Source organism: Sinomonas sp. RB5, from assembly GCF_054063535.1.
In genome coordinates this window covers 433,161-453,772 of record NZ_JBSSGJ010000002.1, presented here as the reverse complement: position 1 = coordinate 453,772, position 20,612 = coordinate 433,161, and the positions used below count along the sequence as shown (strand labels likewise).

The 20,612-nt window shown below is 71.9% G+C and carries 16 protein-coding genes; 9 read left to right on the top strand and 7 right to left on the bottom strand.

Features of this window, described 5'->3' with window-relative positions; all coding sequences use genetic code 11:
• Window positions 1-8 precede the first annotated feature (8 nt).
• Complete coding sequence (locus ACVWWH_RS04785) at window positions 9-815, top strand: 3-hydroxyacyl-CoA dehydrogenase NAD-binding domain-containing protein (protein WP_457315823.1); 807 nt, start codon at window positions 9-11, stop codon at window positions 813-815.
• Between the two features lie 176 nt (window positions 816-991).
• On the opposite strand, the gene ACVWWH_RS04780 is transcribed toward ACVWWH_RS04785, so the two are convergent.
• Together ACVWWH_RS04780 and ACVWWH_RS04775 are read right to left on the bottom strand one after the other, a co-directional pair.
• Window positions 992-1,573, bottom strand: a complete 582-nt coding sequence (locus ACVWWH_RS04780; protein ID WP_457315822.1) for a hypothetical protein — start codon at window positions 1,571-1,573, stop codon at window positions 992-994.
• On the bottom strand, window positions 1,570-1,740 hold the full coding sequence (locus ACVWWH_RS04775) for a hypothetical protein (protein WP_169803095.1): 171 nt from the start codon (window positions 1,738-1,740) through the stop codon (window positions 1,570-1,572). Before ACVWWH_RS04775 ends, ACVWWH_RS04780 begins: the two co-directional genes overlap by 4 nt.
• A gap of 239 nt (window positions 1,741-1,979) precedes the next feature.
• Here ACVWWH_RS04775 and ACVWWH_RS04770 point away from each other — a divergent pair, with 239 nt between their 5' ends.
• The 3 genes from ACVWWH_RS04770 to ACVWWH_RS04760 are packed head-to-tail and all read left to right on the top strand — an operon-like array spanning window position 1,980 to window position 5,367.
• Window positions 1,980-3,377: a sugar ABC transporter substrate-binding protein gene (locus tag ACVWWH_RS04770; RefSeq protein WP_457315821.1), complete on the top strand. Its 1,398-nt coding sequence runs from the start codon at window positions 1,980-1,982 to the stop codon at window positions 3,375-3,377.
• A complete protein-coding gene (locus tag ACVWWH_RS04765) occupies window positions 3,374-4,351 on the top strand; it encodes a carbohydrate ABC transporter permease (RefSeq protein ID WP_457315840.1) in 978 nt (325 codons plus the stop codon). Before ACVWWH_RS04770 ends, ACVWWH_RS04765 begins: the two co-directional genes overlap by 4 nt.
• Entirely contained in the window at window positions 4,348-5,367 is a 1,020-nt protein-coding gene (locus ACVWWH_RS04760) for a carbohydrate ABC transporter permease (protein WP_457315820.1), read from the top strand. Before ACVWWH_RS04765 ends, ACVWWH_RS04760 begins: the two co-directional genes overlap by 4 nt.
• Before the next feature lie 77 nt (window positions 5,368-5,444).
• Here ACVWWH_RS04760 and ACVWWH_RS04755 read toward each other — a convergent pair whose 3' ends face one another.
• Window positions 5,445-6,827, bottom strand: coding sequence for an FAD-binding oxidoreductase (locus tag ACVWWH_RS04755; protein ID WP_457315819.1), 1,383 nt, complete (start codon window positions 6,825-6,827; stop codon window positions 5,445-5,447).
• Between the two features lie 49 nt (window positions 6,828-6,876).
• Window positions 6,877-8,634, bottom strand: coding sequence for an L-lactate permease (locus ACVWWH_RS04750; protein WP_457315818.1), 1,758 nt, complete (start codon window positions 8,632-8,634; stop codon window positions 6,877-6,879).
• Window positions 8,635-8,887: 253 nt separating this feature from the next.
• Between ACVWWH_RS04750 and ACVWWH_RS04745 the strand changes: the two genes are divergently transcribed.
• Window positions 8,888-11,074: a malate synthase G gene (locus ACVWWH_RS04745; RefSeq protein ID WP_457315817.1), complete on the top strand. Its 2,187-nt coding sequence runs from the start codon at window positions 8,888-8,890 to the stop codon at window positions 11,072-11,074.
• The gene (locus ACVWWH_RS04740) at window positions 11,071-11,499 is read left to right on the top strand and encodes a GlcG/HbpS family heme-binding protein (RefSeq protein WP_457315816.1); all 429 of its coding nucleotides are present in this window, start codon (window positions 11,071-11,073) and stop codon (window positions 11,497-11,499) included. Before ACVWWH_RS04745 ends, ACVWWH_RS04740 begins: the two co-directional genes overlap by 4 nt.
• A gap of 81 nt (window positions 11,500-11,580) precedes the next feature.
• Here the strand turns inward: ACVWWH_RS04740 and ACVWWH_RS04735 are convergent, their stop codons facing one another.
• Window positions 11,581-12,777, bottom strand: a complete 1,197-nt coding sequence (locus ACVWWH_RS04735) for an MFS transporter (RefSeq protein WP_457315839.1) — start codon at window positions 12,775-12,777, stop codon at window positions 11,581-11,583.
• Between the two features lie 118 nt (window positions 12,778-12,895).
• On the opposite strand from ACVWWH_RS04735, the gene ACVWWH_RS04730 reads away from it, so the two are divergent.
• The 3 genes from ACVWWH_RS04730 (at window position 12,896) to ACVWWH_RS04720 (ending at window position 17,764) form a co-directional block, all read left to right on the top strand.
• On the top strand, window positions 12,896-13,594 hold the full coding sequence (locus tag ACVWWH_RS04730) for an ArsR/SmtB family transcription factor (protein ID WP_457315815.1): 699 nt from the start codon (window positions 12,896-12,898) through the stop codon (window positions 13,592-13,594).
• Between the two features lie 163 nt (window positions 13,595-13,757).
• The gene (locus ACVWWH_RS04725; protein ID WP_457315814.1) at window positions 13,758-14,702 is read left to right on the top strand and encodes an ABC transporter substrate-binding protein; all 945 of its coding nucleotides are present in this window, start codon (window positions 13,758-13,760) and stop codon (window positions 14,700-14,702) included.
• Between the two features lie 170 nt (window positions 14,703-14,872).
• On the top strand, window positions 14,873-17,764 hold the full coding sequence (locus ACVWWH_RS04720) for an FAD-binding and (Fe-S)-binding domain-containing protein (RefSeq protein WP_457315813.1): 2,892 nt from the start codon (window positions 14,873-14,875) through the stop codon (window positions 17,762-17,764).
• Window positions 17,765-17,877: 113 nt separating this feature from the next.
• Here ACVWWH_RS04720 and ACVWWH_RS04715 read toward each other — a convergent pair whose 3' ends face one another.
• Both ACVWWH_RS04715 and ACVWWH_RS04710 read right to left on the bottom strand, forming a co-directional pair.
• Complete coding sequence (locus ACVWWH_RS04715) at window positions 17,878-19,377, bottom strand: CoA-acylating methylmalonate-semialdehyde dehydrogenase (RefSeq protein ID WP_457315812.1); 1,500 nt, start codon at window positions 19,375-19,377, stop codon at window positions 17,878-17,880.
• Window positions 19,378-19,417: 40 nt separating this feature from the next.
• Entirely contained in the window at window positions 19,418-20,578 is a 1,161-nt protein-coding gene (locus ACVWWH_RS04710; RefSeq protein WP_457315811.1) for an iron-containing alcohol dehydrogenase, read from the bottom strand.
• Window positions 20,579-20,612 lie beyond the last annotated feature (34 nt).

Sequence of the window (20,612 nt, the reverse complement as noted above, 5' to 3'; positions counted from 1 at the left end):
GACCCACGATGACCCCCACGACCCCGAGGACGGTCGCCGTGATCGGCACCGGCACCATCGGCGCAAGCTGGGCCGCCTACTACCTCTCGCGCGGCTTCCGCGTGGCGGCCGCGGACCCGGCCGAGGGCGCCGAGGACCGGCTCCGCGCCCAGGTCGAGGCCTTCTGGCCCACCCTCGCGGCCCTCGCTGCCGAGGGGGAGGGCGGCGCCGCCCCGCAGGACCGCCTCGCCTTCGCGCCCTCGATCGCCGAGGCCGCCCGGGGCGCCGACTTCGTCCAGGAGAACGGGCCCGAGCGGCTGGTGCTCAAGCGCGCCATCCTGGCCGAGATCGAGGAGGGCGCCGATGCGTCGGCCCTCATCGCGAGCTCGTCCTCGGGGCTCCTGGTCTCCGAGGCGCAGGAGGGGATGCGCCACCCGGAGCGGCTCGTGCTCGGACACCCGTTCAATCCGCCGCACCTCATTCCGCTCGTCGAGGTGCTCGGCGGCGCACGGACCGCTCCCGAGAACGTGGACCGCGCGCTCGCCTTCTACACCGAGATCGGCAAGAAGCCCATCCGCATCAACCGGGAGGTCCCGGGGCACGTGGCCAACCGGCTGCAGGATGCCCTGTGGCGGGAGATGTTCCACCTGGTCCGCACCGGCGTGGCGAGCGTCGCGGACATCGACACCGCGATCGCGTATGGCCCGGGCCTCCGCTGGGCCCTGCTGGGGCCCTTCCTCACGATGCACGCCGGCGGCGGGGACGGCGGCATCACCCACTTCCTCGAGCACCTCGGCCCTGCCATGCGGGAGTGGGCGGCCGATCTCGGCGAGTAGCCCGAGACCGACGACTACATCGAGACGATGGCAGAGGGCGTCGCCGCGGAGCTCGAGGGCCGCGACTGGGACGCCGTGCTCGCCGAGCGGGACAGGCTCCTCCTCGCGCTCCTCGCTGCCAAGGCCCAGGCGCCGCAGATCCCGTAGGCCCCCGCCTGGCGGGGCGACCTACGGGTCTACGCCTGCGGGCGGCGCGGGAACAGCGGCACGCAGGTGGTGCAGGCCTGGGCGCCGGCCGGGTCCGCGAGGGCGTCGCGTTCGAGCCGGAGCCGTGCCGAGAGGGCGGCTGCCATGAGGGCGACCGCCGCCGCGCCCACCGCGGGCTGGACCCCGAAGCGGATCGCGTCCAGGGGCAGGCCCGCGAACAGCTGGACGAGGAGGCTCGAGCGGCTCTGCGTCGTGGCCAGCAGCAGGCCCATCATGCCGAACAGCGGCCCGCGGAGGTCGCATGCGCTCGCCCCGGCCCCGATCGGGGCTCCGACGAGGCTGCCGACCAGCAGTCCGAACGCGGCCGAGCCGACGCCGACGAGGGCCCCGGTCCAGAGGGCGCCGGGAAGGGCCGCCGCGGCGAAGGCGCCGTTGGCGAAGACCAGGGCGGCGGCCGCGAGCACCGCGGCCGCCGCAGCGGTGGCCCACCTGCTTCCCGTCCACGTCATGGGGACCGACCAGCCCGAGGCGAGGCGAAGCGGGCCGCCGGCCGGGAGTGCGAGGACGGGCTCGGCGTCGAACGCGGAACCGTGCGGCTCCCGGTCGCTCACCGCCAGGAGAGGAACTTGCCCAGCAGGCTGGCGCCGGAGCCCGGCGCCTGGTCGTGGCCGGGGCAGCGGCGGGATTCGGGGACGTTCGCGAACACCTGGTCGACGTGCTGGCCGCAGCCAGTCCAGGTCACCTTGCCGCAGGTGGGGCACGTTGCGGGGCTGCACATGGGATTCTCCTTTGTCCGGTCGATATACCCCTAGGGGTATTTCTACTGTAAGGCCCAGCGCCCCGGACGGCAAGCGGACCGCTTCCGACACGGCCGGGCGGGTGCGCGACTCCTCCGCTTCTCCTTCGGTAGCCGTCGCCGTAGAAGGGGCATCGTTCTCAAGCAGGGGGAACGCCCGGAATTCCGTAAGCCCCCCTGCGCACCGGGGGCTTCATGGGCTTGAAGGAAAGAGGATGTCAATGTCGACTCACAGGACCAAGCTCAGCGCCGCGGCGCTGTCCCTGTCGGTGCTCGTGGCACTCACCGCGTGCAACCCCGCCGCCTCCGGGGGCAGCGCCGCCCCTTCCGGCTCGGCCGGCGCGGGATCGTTCAGCAAGGACCTCTCGGGCACCCTCAAGACCAGCGGCTACAACCCCTCGGACGAGGTGGGGAAGTCCCGTTCTGACCTGGCCACGAAGGCCGTCGCGCCGGCCACCGTCACCATGGACACCACCAACTTCGATACCCAGAAGTTCTCGGCCCAGGCGGCCTCCGGCCAGGTGCCGGACCTCATCCAGGTGGACCGCAGCATCGTCCCCACGCTCGCCGACAAGGGCCTCATCCAGCCCCTCGACGCCTGCTACTCGCTGTGGGGCGTCGACCCGAAGACGCAGTACTACCCGGCCGCCACCAAGAGCGTCACCTACAACGGCAAGGTCTACGGGGTCCCCCAGTTCTTCCAGACCTCCATGCTCATCGCGGACAAGAACGTGATGCAGGCCGCTGGCGTGGGCGTCGACCAGCTCGACACCTCCAAGCCGGACCAGATCGTCGCGGCCGCCCAGAAGATGTACAAGGCCTCCGGCGGCAAGCCCTCCGTGATCGGCTTCGACGCCGACCTGCCCGGCTCGGCCGACCTGTGGCTGCAGGTCTTCGGCGGGAGCGCCATGGACGCCAACGGCAAGCCGAGCCTGGACGCCTCCGCCAACGTCACGGCCCTGACCTGGATGAAGAAGCTCATGGACGCCCAGGGCGGCTACGCGGCCATCAAGTCCTTCAAGGACTCCATGGACGCCTTCGGCAACGAGAACCAGTACGTGAAGAACGAGGTGGGCGCCCAGACGTGGGCGCAGTGGTACATCAACGTGCTCTCCGCGACCAAGGACAAGGTAAGCGTGGTCGGAGTGCCCATCAAGACCCTCGACGGCAAGGCCCTCGGCTACGCCGGCGGCACCGCCCTCGCCATCCCGACGGCGGCCAAGAACCCCTCGGCCGCGTGCGCGTGGGCCATCAAGGCCACGTCCCTGGATGCCTGGAAGGCGGCCGGCGACGCCCGGGCCAAGACCGTCCAGCAGAAGAACTCGGTCAACACGGGCCTCTTCACCGGCTCCCCGGCGGCCGACAAGGCCGTCCGCGATGCCCACGTGGTGCCCTCGGGCAGCGCGGACTTCGACCAGCTGATCAGCACCGCGTACGCGACATTGGACACCACGGCCTCCTTCGGCAGCTCCCCCGCCGGCTCGGCCATCAAGGACGCGCTCTCCAACGCCGTCGCCGTCGCACTCTCCGGCGAGAAGGATCCGGCCACCGCCCTCAAGGACGCGCAGGCCACGGCGCTGCGGGCCTGGCAGCAGACCTCGGCCGGCAAGAACGGCTGATGACCGCCGAGACAGACGGCCGCCATACCAGGGCCCCCCGCGCCGCGCGCGGGGGGCGCAGGGGCCTGCGGAGGAAGTACAACCTCCGGGAGTCGGCCGCCGGCTACCTCTTCATCGCGCCGTGGATCGCGGGCCTGGCCATCTTCACGGTGATCTCGATGAGCTGGAGCCTGGTGCTCTCGTTCCAGAACTACGACCTCGCCACGGGCGCCAGCAGCCCGGCCGGCTTCGAGAACTACGCGCGGCTCGTGCAGGACCCCAACGTGCTCTCCTCGCTCGGGAACACGTTCATCTATGCCGCGATGGCCGTGCCCCTCGACATCGCGTTCGCGCTCCTGCTGGCCTCGCTACTGAACGGGGTGAAGCGGGCCTCCGGCTTCTTCCGGGTGGTCTACTACCTGCCCAAGATGACGCCTGGGGTCGCCACGGCCGCCGTGTTCCTGCTGCTGCTCAACGGCAACAGCGGGGCCATCAACAAGTTCCTCGGCCTCTTCGGCATCGACGGGCCGCAGTGGCTCGCGGATCCGGCGTGGATGAAGCCCTCGATCGTGCTGATGAGCCTGTGGGGCGTGGGGGGCACCACCGTCATCCTGCTCGCGGCGCTCCAGGCCGTGCCGCGGGAGCTCTACGAGGCCGCGGCCACGGACGGGGCCAACCGGGTCCAGCAGTTCTTCCACATCACGATCCCGATGATCTCCCCGACGCTGTTCTTCCTCGTCATCGTCAACACCATCGGTGCGCTGCAGGTCTTCGACCAGGCCTACCTGCTGTTCTACCGGGACGGGAACTCCTCCGTGCCCGACGCCGCCCGCTTCTACGGGGTGTACCTGTACCAGCAGGCGTTCCAGCAGTTCAACTTCGGGCCGGCGGCCGCGATGGCCTGGCTGCTGTTCGCGATCATCATGGTCATCACGGTGATCCAGATCAAGGTCGGCAACCGGTTCGTCCACTACGAGGGGAACGACCGCCCGTGACCAACGCCAACCCCGGCCTCGAGCCGACCGCAGCGGACGATCCGTCCTCCTCCGTGGCGGCGGGCCCCCTGGTCGCCGCTGGCGCAGCCATCCCAGGCACCGCACCCGCGTCGGGGCACCTGGCGTCCGGGCGCCCGGTGCCCCCGCAATCGGTCTCCGACCGCCGCCGGCGGGTGCTCCGCCGGCTCGGCCAGACCGTCCGCTGGGTGCTGCTCGTCGCCTTCGCGCTGGCATTCATGTACCCGTTCGCGTGGCTGCTCGCCGCGTCGCTGAAGCCCCGCGGCGAGGTCTTCGACAACCGGCTGATCCCGCTGACCCCGACCCCGCAGAACTACGCCGACGTCTGGAACCAGCTGCCCCTGCTCAGCTGGGTCTTCAACTCGGTCTTCATCGCGCTGGCCGCCGCCACGATCGTCACCCTGACGAGCTCGGCCATCGCCTTCGGGTTCGCCTACTTCAGGTTCCCGGGGAAGAAGGTGCTGTTCAGCGTCCTGCTCGGCACCATGATGCTGCCCGGCGCCGTGACGCTCATCCCCAACTACCTGATCTGGAAGACCCTCGGCTGGCTCGGGACCACCGTGCCCCTGTGGGGCGGGACGCTGTTCGGGTCCGCCTTCTACATCTTCCTCATGCGGCAGTTCTACCTCTCGCTGCCGCGCGACCTGTTCGAGGCGGCCCGGATCGACGGGTGCTCCTTCTTCGGCCTCTTCCGCCGGATCGCGTTCCCGCTGGCGCTGCCGAGCGCGATCATCGTGTTCATCTTCGAGTTCCAGGCCTCGTGGAACAACTTCGCCGGGCCGCTCATCTACCTCAACTTCGGCGACCCCAAGGGGTACACGGTGCCGCTCGGGATCGCCTACGCCATGACGATGTACTCGCCCACGGCCGGCGGCCACGGCGACTACCAGTACGTGATGGTCGCCTCCCTGCTGGTCACCCTGCCGATGATGGTCATCTTCGCGTTCGGCCAGCGCTACTTCATGGAGGGCATCGCCGCAGGCTCGCTCAAGGGCTGACATGCCGCACGGCAGAAGGCGACGCACGACGGCGGGCGGCCACCCGCCGTCGTGCGTCGCCTCCCGTGCGGGCCGGGTCAGATGGCCTTGCCGGGGTTGAGGATGCCCGAGGGGTCCAGGGTGGCCTTGATCGCCTGCTGGAGCGAGCGCGAGGTCTCGCCCAGTTCCTCGCCGATCCACTCGCGCTTGAGCAGTCCCACGCCGTGCTCGCCGGTGAGCGTTCCGCCGAGCCGCTGCGCGAGGTGGAACATCTCGCCGAGCGCCTCCTTCGCCGGTCCGGAGGTGATCGACTCCTCGGGGCCCACCACGATCATGGGGTGCAGGTTGCCGTCCGCGGCGTGGGCCACGCTGAAGATCCTCGTCCCGGTCCGGGCGGCGATCTCCTCGAGCCCGGTGAAGGCCTCGGCGAGCCGGTTGCGCGGGACGGCGATGTCCCCGATGGAGACCCGGCCGAGCTTCTCGAGCGCCGGGATCGCGTCCCGCCTGGCCTTGACGAGGGCCGCGGCCTCCTCCGCGCCGGCGGCCCGGTGCACCGTGGAGGCGTAGGGGCCGATGACCGACGCGATCTCGTCGAGCTCGAGGTGCGCCCCGAAGCCGTCCGTCTGGGCCAGCAGGAAGGCGCCGCCGAGCTCCCGGTGCCGGGTCCCCTCCGCCCGGTCCACGGCGTCCAGCGTGGGGCCGTCCATGAGCTCGAGGATCGAGGGCTGGATCCGCGCGGCCGTGATCGCCGAGGCCGCGCGGCCGGCCGCCTCGACGTCGGGGAAGTAGGCCGCGAGCGTCTCCGTGCGCACCGGTCGCGGCCGCAGCCGCAGGGTCGCCTCGACCACCACGCCGAGGGTGCCCTCGGAGCCGATGAACAGGGCGTTGAGGTCGTACCCGGTGACGCCCTTGATGGTGGAGCGGCCGGTGTGCAGGACGCGGCCGTCCGCGAGGACCACCGTGAGCCCGAGCACCGACTCCCGCGTCACCCCGTACTTGGCGCACCACATGCCGCCCGCGTTCGTGGCGATGTTGCCGCCGATCGAGCAGATGGCCGTGCTGGCCGGGTCGGGGGCGTAGAAGAGCCCGTGCTCGGCCGCGGCCGCGTTGACCTCTGCGTTGAGGACGCCCGGCTGCACGACCGCGATCATCTCGACCGGGTCGATGCTCAGGATGCGGTTCATGCGGGACACATCGAGCACCACCTCTCCCTCGTGCGCGCTCGAGCCGCCCGCGAGGCCCGTGCCCGCGCCGCGCGGCACCACGGGCAGGTGGTGCTCATGGGCCAGCTGGAGGGCCTGGACCACGTCCTCCACGGACTCGGCGTGGACCACCGCATCCGGCAGCGTCGGCGGCTCGTAGCCCGAGCGGTCGGTGGCCGCTGCGGCGCGCGCACCGGTGTCGAAGGTGGCCCGGGGGTGCCCGGCGAACGCGCCGGTGTCAGTGTGCATGGCTTCTGCGGTCCCGATATTGAGCGTCATGGTGCCTTCTGGGGTGTTGTGGTGATGGTAGGGGAGGGCGCCCCGGAGGTCACGGGACCATCCAGGACAGCGGGCCGGTCTGCAGGAGCACGAGGGCCGTGAGGACCACGAGGAGCCCCAGGCTCCAGCCGAGCAGGCGCCGGAAGAGGGTGCTCTCCGAACCGTCGAGGCCCACGGCTGCCGCGGCGACGGCGAGGTTCTGGAGCGAGAGCATCTTCCCGAGCACGCCGGCCGAGGAGTTCGTCGCAGCCATGAGGATCGGCGAGAGCCCCGTGTGCGCGGCGGCCGTGACCTGCAGCTGGCCGAACAGGGAGTTCGACGAGGTGTCCGAGCCGGTGAGGGCCACGCCGATCCACCCCAGCACGGGGGAGAGGAGGGCGAAGATCCCTCCGGCGGATGCCAGGGCGATGCCGAGCGTTCCCGTCTGGCCGGAGAGGTTCATGACGAAGGAGAGGGCGAGGACCGCGCTGACCGTGAGGATGGTCCAGCGAAGCACCTTGAGCGTCTCGCCGTAGATCCGCACGCCGCGGCCGAACGGGATGCGGTACAGCGCGAGGGTGATGAGGCCAGAGAGGAGCAGCAGGGTGCCGGTGGCCTTGAGGTGGTCGAACCGCATGATCTGCGATCCCACCTGCTTGCCGGCGGGGTCCACGACGTTGAGGGCAGGCCACCGGAAGGAGAAGCCGCCCACCGCCGTGAGCCAGGTCTTGATCGCGGGGACCTGGGACAGCGAGAAGACCACGATGATGACGAGGTAGGGGGCGACCGCCATCCAGATCTCGCGGGTGCTGGGGCGTCCGACGCCGGCCCGGCCGGCTCCGTGCGGCGGCTCGCCGCCGGTGGCACCCGTCGCGGAGGCGCCGCCCGCCCGGGCGCCGACGGTGGCCGTGGAGGAGGCATCGACGTCGCGCGTGACGGCCGACGCGCCCTGCTGGGCGGGCACCGTCTCGCTCTCCTGCTCGGCCACGCCGTCCGCCTCGAGCAACTCCGCCGGCTGCCACACCCGCAGGAGGAGCAGGACGGCCGCGATCGCGACGATGCTCGCCAGGACATCCGTGAGCTCGACGGTGAAGAAGTTCGAGGTGAGGAACTGGACGATGGCGAACACCACGCCGCCCACGATGGCCGCGGGCCACGTCTGCCGGACACCGCGCCTGCCGTCCACGATGAACACGAGCAGGAGCGGCACGATCAGGGCGAGGAACGGGGTCTGCCGCCCCGCCATCGCCGAGACCGTCCCGAGCGGGATGCCCGTGACGCCGCTGAGGGCGATGACCGGCGAGGCCATGGCGCCGAAGGCGACCGGTGCCGTGTTGGCGAGGAGGGCCACCATGGCCGACTTCAGCGGCTTCATGCCCGCCGCCACGAGCATCGCGGCGGTGATGGCCACGGGGGCGCCGAAGCCGGCGAGGGCCTCGAGGAGCGCCCCGAAGCAGAAGGCGATGAGGATCACGAGGATCCGCAGGTCGGCCGAGATGGAGCGGATCGTGGTGCCGAGGACGTCGAACCAGCGCGTGGCGACGGTGAGCTTGTAGACCCACAGGGCGTTGATGAGGATCCACAGGATGGGGAACACGCCGTAGAAGGCGCCCTCCGCGGTGGCCGAGAGGGCCTGGCCGGGCGGCATCTGCCAGACCGCGATGGCGAGGACGATCGAGAGGACGAGGCTTGCCACGGCGGCTTTCCATGCCTTCGTCCGGAAGATGCCGAGCATCACGAAGAGCAGGAGGAGGGGAAGGGCGGCCAGGACCGCCGAGAGGGCCAGCGACCCGTTGAGGGGATCGACGAGCTGGTGGAAGGTGCTCACAGAGACTCCTTTGTCTGTGGGGGACCGCTATGGACCGGAAGTTACTTTCCGTTATCCGAAATAGCCCCTCGGAGTCTAGGTGTGAGCTGCGCCACCGGTCAATGGTCGGTCCACAGTGGTCAGTCCACGGTCCGTTCTGGGGGACCAGGCGGCGGAGCGGCGTTGACAGCGGGCCGTCGCGCTGGCTACCTTCGTGGGGATCGAGATACATTTTCCGCATTGCGAAACAGCGCTTTCATTGCGAGGAGTCATCATGACCGACCGAATCGACCTCCACGGGCTGCGGGTCGCGGAGGCGCTCCATGCGTTCGTCCGCGACGAGGCCCTTCCCGGCACGGGCATCGAGGAGGATGCCTTCTGGTCCGGCGCCGCGGCGCTCATCGAGGAGTTCTCTCCGCGCGTGGCGGAGCTGCTCGCCACCCGGGACCGGATCCAGGCGCAGATCGACGAGTTCCACCGCTCTGCCGGCGAGGGCGGGATCGACCAGGACGCCTACGAGGCGTTCCTGCGCTCGATCGGCTACCTCGTGGACGAGCCCGGGGACTTCAGCATCTCGACCGAGCGGGTAGACCCGGAGATCGCCAGCATCTCGGGCCCGCAGCTCGTGGTGCCGCTCCTCAACGCCCGTTTCGCGGCGAACGCGGCGAATGCCCGGTGGGGCTCCCTCTACGACGCGTTCTACGGCACCGATGTGATCGACGAGGCCGAGGGCCGCGAGCGGGGCGGGGACTACAACCCCGTCCGCGGCGGGGCCGTGATCGCCAAGGCCCGGCAGCTCCTCGACGAGGCTGTGCCCCTCGCCCACAGCTCCCACGCGGACGTGACCGCCTACCGGATCGAGGCCGGGGCCCTCGTGGCCGAGACGGCCCAGGGCGAGACCGGGCTCGCGGAGCCCGCGCAGTTCGTGGGGCACCGCGGCGAGGCCACCGCGCCCGAGGCCATCCTGCTCGCCCACCACGGGCTCCACCTCGAGATCCAGATCGACCGCAGCCACCCCATCGGGTCCACCGACGCCGCGGGCGTGAAGGACGTGGTGCTCGAGGCCGCGCTCACCACGATCATGGACCTCGAGGACTCGGTGGCCGCCGTGGACGCCGAGGACAAGGTCTCCGGCTACCGCAACTGGCTCCGGCTGATGCAGGGCACGCTCACCGCGGACGTGAGCAAGGGCGGCCGCACCTTCAGCCGCCGCCTCAACCCGGACCGGGTCTACACCGCGCCCGACGGCTCCGAGCTGACCCTCCCGGGGCGCTCGCTCCTGCTCATCCGCCAGGTGGGCCACCTCATGACGAGCGACGCCGTGCTCGATGCCGCCGGCAACCCGGTCCCCGAGGAGGTCCTGGACGCGCTCTTCACGGGCCTCGGCTCGGTGCACGACCTTCGGGGCCCGCACGCGGGCGGCAACTCCCGCGCCGGGTCGGTCTACATCGTCAAGCCCAAGATGCACGGACCGGAGGAGGTCGCCGTGGCCTGCGCCCTCCTCGCCGGCGCCGAGTCGGTGCTCGGCCTCGAGCCGCGCACGCTCAAGATCGGGATCATGGACGAGGAGCGCCGCACCTCGGCGAACCTCAAGGCCTGCATCTTTCAGGCCCGCCACCGGGTGGTCTTCATCAACACCGGCTTCCTCGACCGCACCGGCGACGAGATCCACACCTCGATGCTCGCCGGGCCGATGGTCCGCAAGGCGGACATGCGCTCCACCAGCTGGATCAAGGCCTACGAGGACTCGAACGTGGACATCGGGCTCGAGTGCGGCTTCCGCGGCCGGGCCCAGATCGGCAAGGGCATGTGGGCCGCCCCGGACAACCTCAAGGACATGCTCGAGCAGAAGGTCGCGCACCCGCTTGCCGGCGCCAACTGCGCCTGGGTCCCCTCGCCCACCGCGGCGACCCTGCACGCGATCCACTACCACCAGGTCGACGTGGACGCCCGGCAGGCCGAGCTCGGCACCGGCCGCCGGTCCACGCTGCGCCAGCTGCTCACCATCCCGCTCGGGGACCCGAGCGGCTGGGACGAGGAGGCCCGCCGCAACGAGCTGGACAACAACATCCAGAGCACCCTGGGCTACGTGGTGCGCTGGGTGAGCGCCGGGGTGGGCTGCTCCAAGGTCCCGGACATCGAGGGCACGCCCCTGATGGAGGACCGCGCCACGTGCCGCATCAGCTCCCAGCACATCTCCAACTGGCTCCTGCACGGCATCATCACCGAGGAGCAGGTGGAAGACTCGCTGCGGCGCATGGCGGCCGTGGTCGACGAGCAGAACGCCGGTGACCCGGGCTACGTGCCCATGGCGCCCTCGTTCGACTCGGAGGCCTTCCTCGCCGCCCGCGAGCTCGTGCTCGAGGGCGCCAGCCAGCCCTCCGGCTACACCGAGCCGATCCTGCACCGCCGCCGCGAGGCGCAGAAGCAGGCCGAGGGCCTCGTCAGGAGCGCCTCATGAGCATCGGACTCGCAGCTGCCCGCACAATCGTCGACGAGGCGCTCGCGGTCGGCCGGCAGCAGGGCTTCAAGCCGCTGACCGTCGTGGTGCTCGACGCCGGTGGCCATGTGGTGGCCGCGGCGCGGGAGGACGGCGCCTCGAACAACCGCTTCGAGATCGCCCACGGCAAGGCATACGGCGCCCTCGCCCTGGGCATGGGCTCACGGGCCATCATGGAGCGCGCCGAGCAGCAGGCCTACTTCGTCACGGCCGCGGCGGCGGCCCTGGGCGGCCGGCTCGTCCCGGTGCCCGGCGGCGTGATCATCCGCAACGGCGACGGGGACGTGCACGGAGCCGTGGGCATCAGCGGCGACACGTCCGACAACGACGAGACCGCCGCAGCCAAGGCGATCCAGGCCGTGGGCCTCGAGGCGCAGGTGGCCTGAGCGGCCGGAGCGGGCGCAGCCAGAGGAGGCGGTCGACGGCGGGTGGGCACCCGCCGTCGGCCGCCTCCTTCTGCAGGGGCGCTACGCCGCCGCGTGGTCCGTGCCGCGCATGCGCACCGCGACGACCACCCCGGAGAGGGCGGTGAGGACGGCGACGGCCGCGATCGCCGTCGGCAGCCCGTAGAGGTCCGCGAGGACGCCGGAGAGGAGTGCCCCCACGGCGAAGCCGCCGTCGCGCCAGAGGCGGTAGATGCCCACGGAGCGGGCGCGCCAGGCGGGGTGCGCGACGTCGCCGATCGCCGCGAGCAGCGTCGGGTACACCATCGCGGTGCCGGCCCCGAGCAGGACCGCGGCGGCGAGCCAGATCCCGAAGCCGTGGCCCGCCGCGACCATCCCCAGGGCGACCGCCTGCACCACCATGCCGCCGGCGATGAGCCACTTGCGCCCGTACCTGTCCGAGGCCGCCCCGGTCACGAGCTGGCCCGCGCCCCACACTGCGGGGTAGACGGCCGCGAGGATGCCGATCTGGCCCAGGCTCAGCCCCGCCGAGGCGAACAGGACCGGGAAGAGGCCCCACGCGAGACCGTCGTTGAGGTTGTTCACCATTCCGGCCTGGCTCACGGAGGAGAGCGAGCGGTCGGTGAAGCTCGTGAGCCGGAAGACCTCGCCCGTGGTGAGGCCGCCGTGGGCCGTGGCCCGGGCCGAGACGTGCTGGGCCGCCTCGAGCCTCGCATGGTGGTGCGTCTCCCGCACCGTCAGGACGGACAGGCCCAGCCCGAGCGCGATGTAGGCGGCGCCGAGCAGGAACGGTCCCGGCCGCAGGCCGTACTGCGCGGCGATCCAGCCGGTGGCGAGGGCGGTCACGGCGACGCCGAGGTAGCCCGCCGCCTCGTTGAACCCCATCGCGAGGCCGCGCTGCCGCGGGCCCACGAGGTCCATCTTCATGACCACGGTGGTGGACCAGGTCAGGCCCTGGCTGATGCCGAGGAGCACGTTCGCGGCCACGATCCAGCCCCACTGGGGCCCGACGATGAGCATGAGCGGCACGGGGATCGCCACGAGCCAGCCCGCCACGAGCACGGGCTTGCGCCCGAACCGGTCCGAGAGGGTGCCGGCGAAGTAGTTCATCGCGGCCTTGGACACGCCGAACGCCAGGATGTACGTCAGGGCGCTCGTGTAGAGGTCGAGCCGGAACTCGCGCGTGGCCAGCAGCGGCAGGACGGTGCGCTCCTGCCCGAGCGTCCCGCCCACGAGGGCGTTGACGGCGACCAGCAGCATGAACTGGGCGAGGTTCTGCCGCAGCCCGAGGACCGGGGGAACGGTGGTCTTCACTGGTTCTCCAAAGAAACATGGAATAGGATTTGATCCAGTATTACACGGATCTTTGGAGGAATGGATGGCTGAAGGGTCGGCGGCTGCAGGGCGCGAGGACAAGGCGGCGCTCTTCGAGGAGTTCGCGCGCGTGGGCAAGGCCCTCGCGAACGGCAAGCGGCTCGAGCTGCTCGACCTCCTCACCCAGGGCGAGCGGAGCGTCGAGGCCCTCGCCGAGGCTGCGGGACTGGGCCTGTCCACGGCATCCGTCCACTTGCAGACGCTGCGGCAGGCTGGGCTCGTCACCACCCGCCGCTCGGGCACGCGCATCTTCTACACGGTGGCGGGCCCCGACGTCCTGCGCCTGTACGCGCTGCTCCGGGGCGTCGCCCAGGAGCGCGTGGCGGACGTCGAGCCGCGCCGGGTCGCCTACCTCCGCCTCGCGGGGGAGCGGGCCTCCGAGGAAGGGCTCACGCGGGAGGAGCTCGCCGAGCGGGCCGCCGCCGGGACCGTGACCGTCCTGGACGTCCGGCCCGCCGAGGAGTTCGCGGCCGGGCACCTCCCCGACGCCGTCTCGATTCCCCTCGACGAGCTCGAGGCGCGCCTGGCCGAGCTGCCCGCCGACTCGGAGGTCGTGGCCTACTGCCGCGGCGCCTACTGCGTCATGGCCTACGACGCTGTGGACCTCCTCCGCGCCCGCGGCGTGACCGCGCGCCGCCTCGAGGACGGGATGCTCGAGTGGCGGCTCGCCGGACTGGCCGTCGAGTCCGGGCCCGCCGCGTAGGGCGGCCCTTCCGAGGGCCGGCTGCGCCGCTGCCGCGCCGCGCCCGTGGCCATCCGTTCCCCTGTCTGCTCCGAATCAGGAGGCATGATGGCCTTCGACCCGGGTGCGAGCACCGGTCCGGGGCCACGGCACGTCACCGACCGACCGCAGGAGGAACCCGCCCGTGACCATCTACCGACGCCTTGCCCGCAGGGCGGCCCTGGCCGCCGTCCCCGTCGTCGCGCTCACCCTCTCGGCGTGCGGCGGCGGGTCGAATCCGCTCTCCACGGCGCCGGCCTCGGGCCAGGCCAGCGCGGGCGGTGCGATCGTGGTGGGCTCCGCGAACTTCACCGAGAGCGAGATCCTTGCCGACATCTACGCCGGGGCGCTCAACGGCGCCGGCGTGCAGGCGACCACGAAGACGGGGATCGGCTCCCGCGAGGTCTACGTCAAGGCGCTCCAGGACGGCTCGATCGACGCCGTGCCGGACTACTCGGGCAACCTCCTGCGCTACTTCGACAAGAACGCCACCGCCGTCAGCGCCGCGGACGTCATGAAGGCGCTCCCCGCGGCCACGCCCAAGGGCCTCGCCGTCCTGGACCCGGCCAACGCCGAGGACAAGGACTCGATCGTGGTCACCCAGGCCACCGCGGACAAGTACAGCCTCAAGACGCTCGCGGACCTCGGGAAGGTCTGCGACCAGATCTCCCTCGGCATGCCCCCCGAGGCGAAGGACCGCCCGCAGGGACTGCCCGGGCTCAAGGCCAAGTACGGCTGCACGCCCAAGCAGTTCGTCCCGCTCAGCGACGGCGGCGGCCCGGTGACCATCAAGGCGCTCCTGGACAACCAGATCCAGGCCGCGGACGTGTTCACGACCTCGCCGCTCATCGCCCAGAACCACCTCGTGACCCTCGAGGACCCGCAGAACAACTTCGCCGCCCAGCAGGTGGTCCCGCTCGTGCGCACCGACAGGATTACGGACAAGGCGAAGGGCGTGCTGAACAAGGTCCAGGCCGCGCTCACCACCGCGGACCTCGTCAAGCTCAACGACGAGGTCTCGGGCAGCGCCAAGCAGGACCCCAAGGCCGCCGCGGACGCGTGGCTCAAGGAGAAGGGGCTCGCCGGCTGAGGCGGCGCATGCGTTCCTGCCCACTTTCAGGCCCCTGCACGGCGTGATCGCGGCGTGCCGTCCCGCGGCGGGCCGCCCGGGGTGAGGCTATGTGGGCAGGACGGCACATCGAACCCGAGCGAGGGTGGCCGCCGCCGTTGACCGCGCCCGATCCGGGGTAGGACTGGACCATGACGTCGACCACGCAGCGTCCCCGCAGCAGCGCCCACACCCCTGAGGGCCTCCGTCCCCTCGTCGAGGAACTGCGCCGCAGCCTCCGCGGCGACGTGGACGACTCCTCCCTGACCCGGGCGCTCTACACCTCGGACGCGTCGAACTACCGCGTGGTGCCGGCCGCCGTGGTGCACCCGCGCAGCCGCGAGGACGTCATCGAGGCGGTGGCTGCCGCCCGTCGGCACGGCGTGCCGGTCACCATGCGCGGCGGCGGCACCTCGATGGCCGGCAACTCCGTAGGTCCCGGCCTGGTCATCGACACGTCGCGGTACCTGAACCGGATCGTGAGCCTCGACCCGGAGGCGGGGACGGCGGTGGTCGAGCCCGGCGTGGTCCTCAAGGACCTCCAGGACGCGTGCGCCCCGCACGGACTGCGCTTCGGCCCCGACCCGGCGAGCGGCACCCGCTGCACGCTCGGCGGGATGATCGGCAACAACGCGTGCGGGGCCCACGCCATGTCCTACGGCAGGACCGCGGACAACGTGCTCTCGCTGACGTGGCTCACCCCGGCGGGGGAGGTGCTCACGGTGGGCTCCGGTGCGGGGGCGCTCGACGCCGTCCCGGGCCTCGCCGCGCTCGTCGACCGGTGGCGCGCGCTGCTGCGCACGGAGTTCGGCCGGTTCCGCCGCCAGGTCTCCGGCTACTCCCTCGAGCATCTCCTGCCGGAGAACGGCGCCAACCTCGCCGCCGCGCTCGTGGGCACCGAGGGCACCTGCGGGGTGCTCCTCGAGGCCACGCTCCGGCTCGTGCCGCGCGCGGAGGCGCCCGCGCTCGCGGTGCTCGGCTATCCGGGCCTCGCCGCCGCGGCCGACGACGTGCCGAACCTCCTGCGCTTCCGTCCCCTCGCACTGGAGGCCCTCGACACCGGGCTGCTCGACGCGGTCCGGCGCGCCAAGGGGCCCGGCAGCGTGCCCGACCTCCCCGAGGGCGGCTGCCTCCTCATCGCCGAGGTGCCCGGGGAGACGGCCGACGCCGCCGCCGACGCCGCCCGCCGCCTCGCCGATGCCGCGGCGACCGACGCGGTCCAGGTCCTCCCAGCGGGCGAGGAGGCGAGCAGGCTCTGGCGCATCCGCGAGGACGCCTCGGGGCACGCGGGCCGCACCCGGGACGGCCGGCAGGCGTGGGGCGGCTGGGAGGACTCGGCGGTCCCGCCCGAGTACCTGGGGGACTACCTCCGCGGCCTCGCCGGGCTCATGGACAGCGAGGGCGTGGGCGGCATGGCCTACGGCCACTTCGGCGACGGCTGCGTGCACCTCCGCCTCGACTTCCCCCTCGAGCACGACGGCGCGGTCCTCCGCCGCTTCCTCGAACGGGCCGCGGAGCTCGTGGCAGCGCACGGCGGGTCCCTCTCCGGCGAGCACGGCGACGGCCGCGCCCGCTCCGAGCTCCTCGGCGCGATGTACAGCGCCGAAGCGCTCGCGGCGATGGCCGAGTTCAAGGGCCTGTTCGATCCGCACGACCTGATGAACCCGGGCATCGTGGTGCGGCCCGCGAAGGTCGACGCCGACCTGCGCCGGCCGCAGGCGGTCGAGCTGCGGGTGGGGTCCGGCTTCGCCTTCGCGGACGACGGCGGGAGCGTCACCTCCGCCGTGCACCGCTGCGTGGGCGTGGGGAAGTGCCGCGCCGACGCGCGGGACGCGGGCGCGTTCATGTGCCCCTCCTTCATCGCCACGCGCGAGGAGAAGGACTCGACCCGCGGGCGGGCGCGGGCGCTGCAGGAGATGCTCAACGGGAGCCTGGTGCGGGACGGCTGGCGCTCGCGGGAGGTGCACGAGGCGCTGGACCTGTGCCTGAGCTGCAAGGCGTGCGCGAGCGACTGCCCCACGGGTATCGACATGGCCCGGTACAAGTCCGAGACGCTGTACCAGACGTACCGCCGACGCCTGAGGCCCCTGAGCCACTACACCCTCGGCCGGCTTCCCCAGTGGCTCCGGCTCACCGCCCCGTTCGCACCGCTCGCGAACCTGGGCGCCCGGGTGCCGGCCCTGCGCGCCGCGGCGCTCACGCTCATGGGCGCGGATCCGCGCCGCTCCCTGCCGCGCCTGCCCAGGGCGCCCTTCCGCTGGGAGGCGCGCGGGCGGCGTCGTGCGCCGGCGGAGGCGACGGGAGCGGCCTCCGGAGCGCCGAAGGTGCTCCTGTGGGTGGACACGTTCTCCGACGGCCTCGACCCGCAGATCCCCCGGGACGCGATCGCCGTGCTCGAGGCCGCGGGATGCGACGTCGAGGTCTCGGCCGGAAAGGCGTGCTGCGGCCTCACCTACATCTCCACGGGCCAGCTCGACGCGGCCAAGGTGCGCCTGCACCGGACGCTGGACGAGCTCGCCCCGCACGTCCAGGGCGGCCGGACCGTGGTGGGGCTCGAGCCGAGCTGCACCGCGACGCTGCGCTCGGACCTCACGGAGCTCCTCCCGCGCGACCCGCGCGCCGCCGAGGTGGCGCGGTCCGTGAAGACCGTGGCCGAGTTCCTGACCGGGATCGGCTGGGAGCCGCCGCGCATGGCGGAGAGGCTACTCGTCCAGCCGCACTGCCACCACTACTCGGTGATGGGCTACCGCGCCGACCGGGCGCTGCTCGAGGCGATGGGGTGCGACGTCGAGGTCTCGGCCGGGTGCTGCGGGCTCGCCGGGAACTTCGGCATGGAGGCGGGCCACTACGAAGTCTCCGAGCAGATTGCCCGTGGCGGCATCCTCGCGCGGGCGGAGGCCTCACCCGACCGCGCGATCCTGGCCGACGGGTTCTCGTGCCGCACCCAGGTGGCCGACCTCGCCGGGCTCGAGGGGCGCCACCTCGTCCAGGTGCTCGCCGAGGCGCTCCGCCGGGGCGCGCCTCAGTCCAAGACGACGCCGTAGAGCCGCTCGGTCTCCCCGTCTCCCCGTTATCCCCGTCTGGGAGTCACCTCCTGAAGGTCATTGTCAGGACGTTGCCCTTCAGGAGGTGACTTTCAGACGGAAGGGGCTGGGGTCTAGTTGGAGGGGAAGTTGTAGGTGGCGCCGGAGGCGTGGGTGGGTTCGGGCCAGCGCTGGGTGATGACTTTGGCGCGGGTGTAGAAGGCGACGCCTTCTTCGCCGTAGATGTGCTTGTCGCCGAAGAGGGAGTTCTTCCAGCCGCCGAAGGAGTGGTAGGCGACCGGGACGGGGATGGGGACGTTGACCCCGATCATGCCCACGTGCACGCCGCGGTGGAACTTGCGGGCGTTGGAGCCGGAGGAGGTGAAGATCGCGGTGCCGTTGCCGTAGGGGTTGGCGTTGATCAGCTCGATGGCCTCCTCGACCGTCTCCACCCGGACCACGGACAGGACCGGGCCGAAGATCTCCTCGGTGTAGGCCTCCATGTCCGTGCCGACCTGGTCGATCACCGTGGGCCCGAACCAGTTCCCGCCCTCCTTGCCGGGGACGGTGAACTCCCGCCCGTCCACGACCAGGGCGGCGCCGGCGTCGGCCGCGGCGGTGACGATGGAGGCCATCCGGTCCCTGGAGGCGGCGGTGATGATCGGGCCCATCTCCGCGTCCGGCTCGGTGCCCTCGGCGACCTTGACCGCCTGGGCGCGGTCGGCGACCTTGCCCACGAGGGCGTCGGCGGCCTCCCCGACGGCCACGGCGACGGAGATGGCCATGCACCGCTCCCCGGCGGAGCCGAACGCGGCGGCGGCGAGGTGGTCGGCGGCGTTGTCCATGTCCGCGTCCGGGAGGATGATCGCGTGGTTCTTCGCCCCGCCCAGGGCCTGGACGCGCTTGCCGTGCGCGGTCGCGGTCTCGTGGACGTACTTCGCGATCGGGGTCGAGCCGACGAAGGAGATCGCGTCGACGTCGGGGTGGGTCAGGAGCCCGTCGACGGTCTCCTTCCCGCCGTGCAGGACCTGGAAGACCCCGTCCGGCAGGCCGGCCTCGGTCCACAGCCGCGCCAGCAGCAGGGAGGCGGAGGGGTCCCGCTCGCTCGGCTTGAGGATGAAGGCGTTGCCGGTGGCGATCGCGACCGGGGCCATCCACAGCGGGACCATGACGGGGAAGTTGAACGGGGTGATGCCTGCGACGACGCCGACGGGCTGGCGGTAGGAGAAGACGTCGATGCCGGTGGAGGCCTGGTCGGAGTAGGCGCCCTTGAGCAGCTGCGGGATGCCGCAGGCGAACTCGATGACCTCCAGGCCCCGGCCGATCTCGCCCTTCGCGTCGGAGATCACCTTCCCGTGCTCGGCCGTGACCAGGGCCGCGAGGTCCTCCACGTGGGCGGCGACCAGCTCGCGGAACCTGAACAGCACCGCGGTCCGCCGGGACAGGGAGACCTCCCCCCAGGACTCGGCGGCCTTGCGGGCGTTCGCGACCGCGGCCTCGAGGTCGGCCGCGTCGGCGAGGCGCAGCTCGCCCGTCTGCTCCCCCGTGGCCGGGTTGAATACCGGCTGCGTCCGCTCGCCGACGCCCTGGGTCTCCTCGCCGTTGAGGAAATGCGGAATGGTCTTGACAGTCATCTCATGTGCTCCTGATGTGACGTGGAAGGGACTGGGGGGTTCAGCCGTAGATGGCCGCGTAGAGGTGCTCGATCTCCTCGGCGGTGGGGACCACCGGGTTGTTCCCGGGCGAGCCGGACGCGAGGGCCTGCTCGGCCATGACCGGGACGGCGCGGTCCCAGTCCTCGCGGCTGATCCCGCGGGAGGCGGGCGTGGGCACCGCGAGGTCGCGGGCCAGGGCCTTGAGCTCGTCGACGAGGGCCTGGGCCGCGGTGGCGTCGTCGTCCTCCTCTCCCGCGACGGCGAGGGCCCGCGCGCAGTCCGCGTAGCGGGCCTCGGCGCCGGAGACCGAGAACTCGGTGACGGCCGGGAAGAGCATCGCGTTGGCGAGCCCGTGGGCGATGTGGAAGTGCGCACCGATGGGCCGGCTCATGCCGTGCACGAGGGCCACGCTCGAGTTGGAGAACGCGATGCCGGCCTGGGTGGCGGCGAGCATCATCGCCTCGCGGGCCGCCTGGTTCGAGCCGTCCTTGTAGACCTCGCGGAGATTCGCGCCGATCGCAGCCATGGCGGAGAGCGCGAAGCCGTCCGAGAAGGGGTTGGCGCGGCGGCTCACGTAGGCCTCGATCGCGTGGGTGAGGGCGTCCACGCCGGTGTCCGCGCTGAGCCGGGCCGGCATGGACAGCGTGAGCTCGTAGTCCACCACCGCTGCGACCGGCAGGAACGACGGGCCCGTGCAGAGCATCTTCTCGTCCGTCTCGGAGTCGCTGATGATCGTGAACTGGGTGGCCTCGGAGCCGGTGCCCGCGGTGGTCGGGACGGCGACGACGGGCAGGGCGGGGCCGGTGTTGATCCGGGGCGCCTTGTAGTCCCGCATCGGGCCGGGGTTCTGGGAGAGGAACCCGAGCGCCTTGGCCGTGTCGATGGAGCTGCCGCCGCCGAAGCCGACGAGGAGGTCCGCCCGGTGCTCCTCAACCGCGGCGAGGCCGGCCTTCAGGGAGTCCGTGGTGGGGTCGGGGACGCACTCGGCGTACAGGCCGGTGGCCAGCCCCGCATCGCGCAGGGAGGCCAGGGCGGCGTCGACCGTTCCGGAGTCCTTCATGAAGGGGTCGGTCACCACCAGGGGCCGGGACGCCCCGAGGTCCCGCACGGTGCTCCCTAGCTCGCGGACCGCGCCGGCGCCCACGATCATCAGGCGGGGCAGGGAAATCTGGAACGTCATCGCGGTGCCTCCCGGCAGTAGTGGGCTGGACCTC

Coding starts and splice junctions, on each gene's coding strand:
- ACVWWH_RS04730 (WP_457315815.1), top strand. CDS start 12,896: ATGGCTGAAGGGTCGGCGGCTGCAGGGCGCGAGGACAAGGCGGCGCTC.
- ACVWWH_RS04775 (WP_169803095.1), bottom strand. CDS start 1,740: ATGTGCAGCCCCGCAACGTGCCCCACCTGCGGCAAGGTGACCTGGACT.
- ACVWWH_RS04755 (WP_457315819.1), bottom strand. CDS start 6,827: ATGACGCTCAATATCGGGACCGCAGAAGCCATGCACACTGACACCGGC.
- ACVWWH_RS04715 (WP_457315812.1), bottom strand. CDS start 19,377: ATGACTGTCAAGACCATTCCGCATTTCCTCAACGGCGAGGAGACCCAG.
- ACVWWH_RS04740 (WP_457315816.1), top strand. CDS start 11,071: ATGAGCATCGGACTCGCAGCTGCCCGCACAATCGTCGACGAGGCGCTC.
- ACVWWH_RS04770 (WP_457315821.1), top strand. CDS start 1,980: ATGTCGACTCACAGGACCAAGCTCAGCGCCGCGGCGCTGTCCCTGTCG.
- ACVWWH_RS04735 (WP_457315839.1), bottom strand. CDS start 12,777: ATGCTGCTGGTCGCCGTCAACGCCCTCGTGGGCGGGACGCTCGGGCAG.
- ACVWWH_RS04785 (WP_457315823.1), top strand. CDS start 9: ATGACCCCCACGACCCCGAGGACGGTCGCCGTGATCGGCACCGGCACC.
- ACVWWH_RS04720 (WP_457315813.1), top strand. CDS start 14,873: ATGACGTCGACCACGCAGCGTCCCCGCAGCAGCGCCCACACCCCTGAG.
- ACVWWH_RS04710 (WP_457315811.1), bottom strand. CDS start 20,578: ATGACGTTCCAGATTTCCCTGCCCCGCCTGATGATCGTGGGCGCCGGC.
- ACVWWH_RS04745 (WP_457315817.1), top strand. CDS start 8,888: ATGACCGACCGAATCGACCTCCACGGGCTGCGGGTCGCGGAGGCGCTC.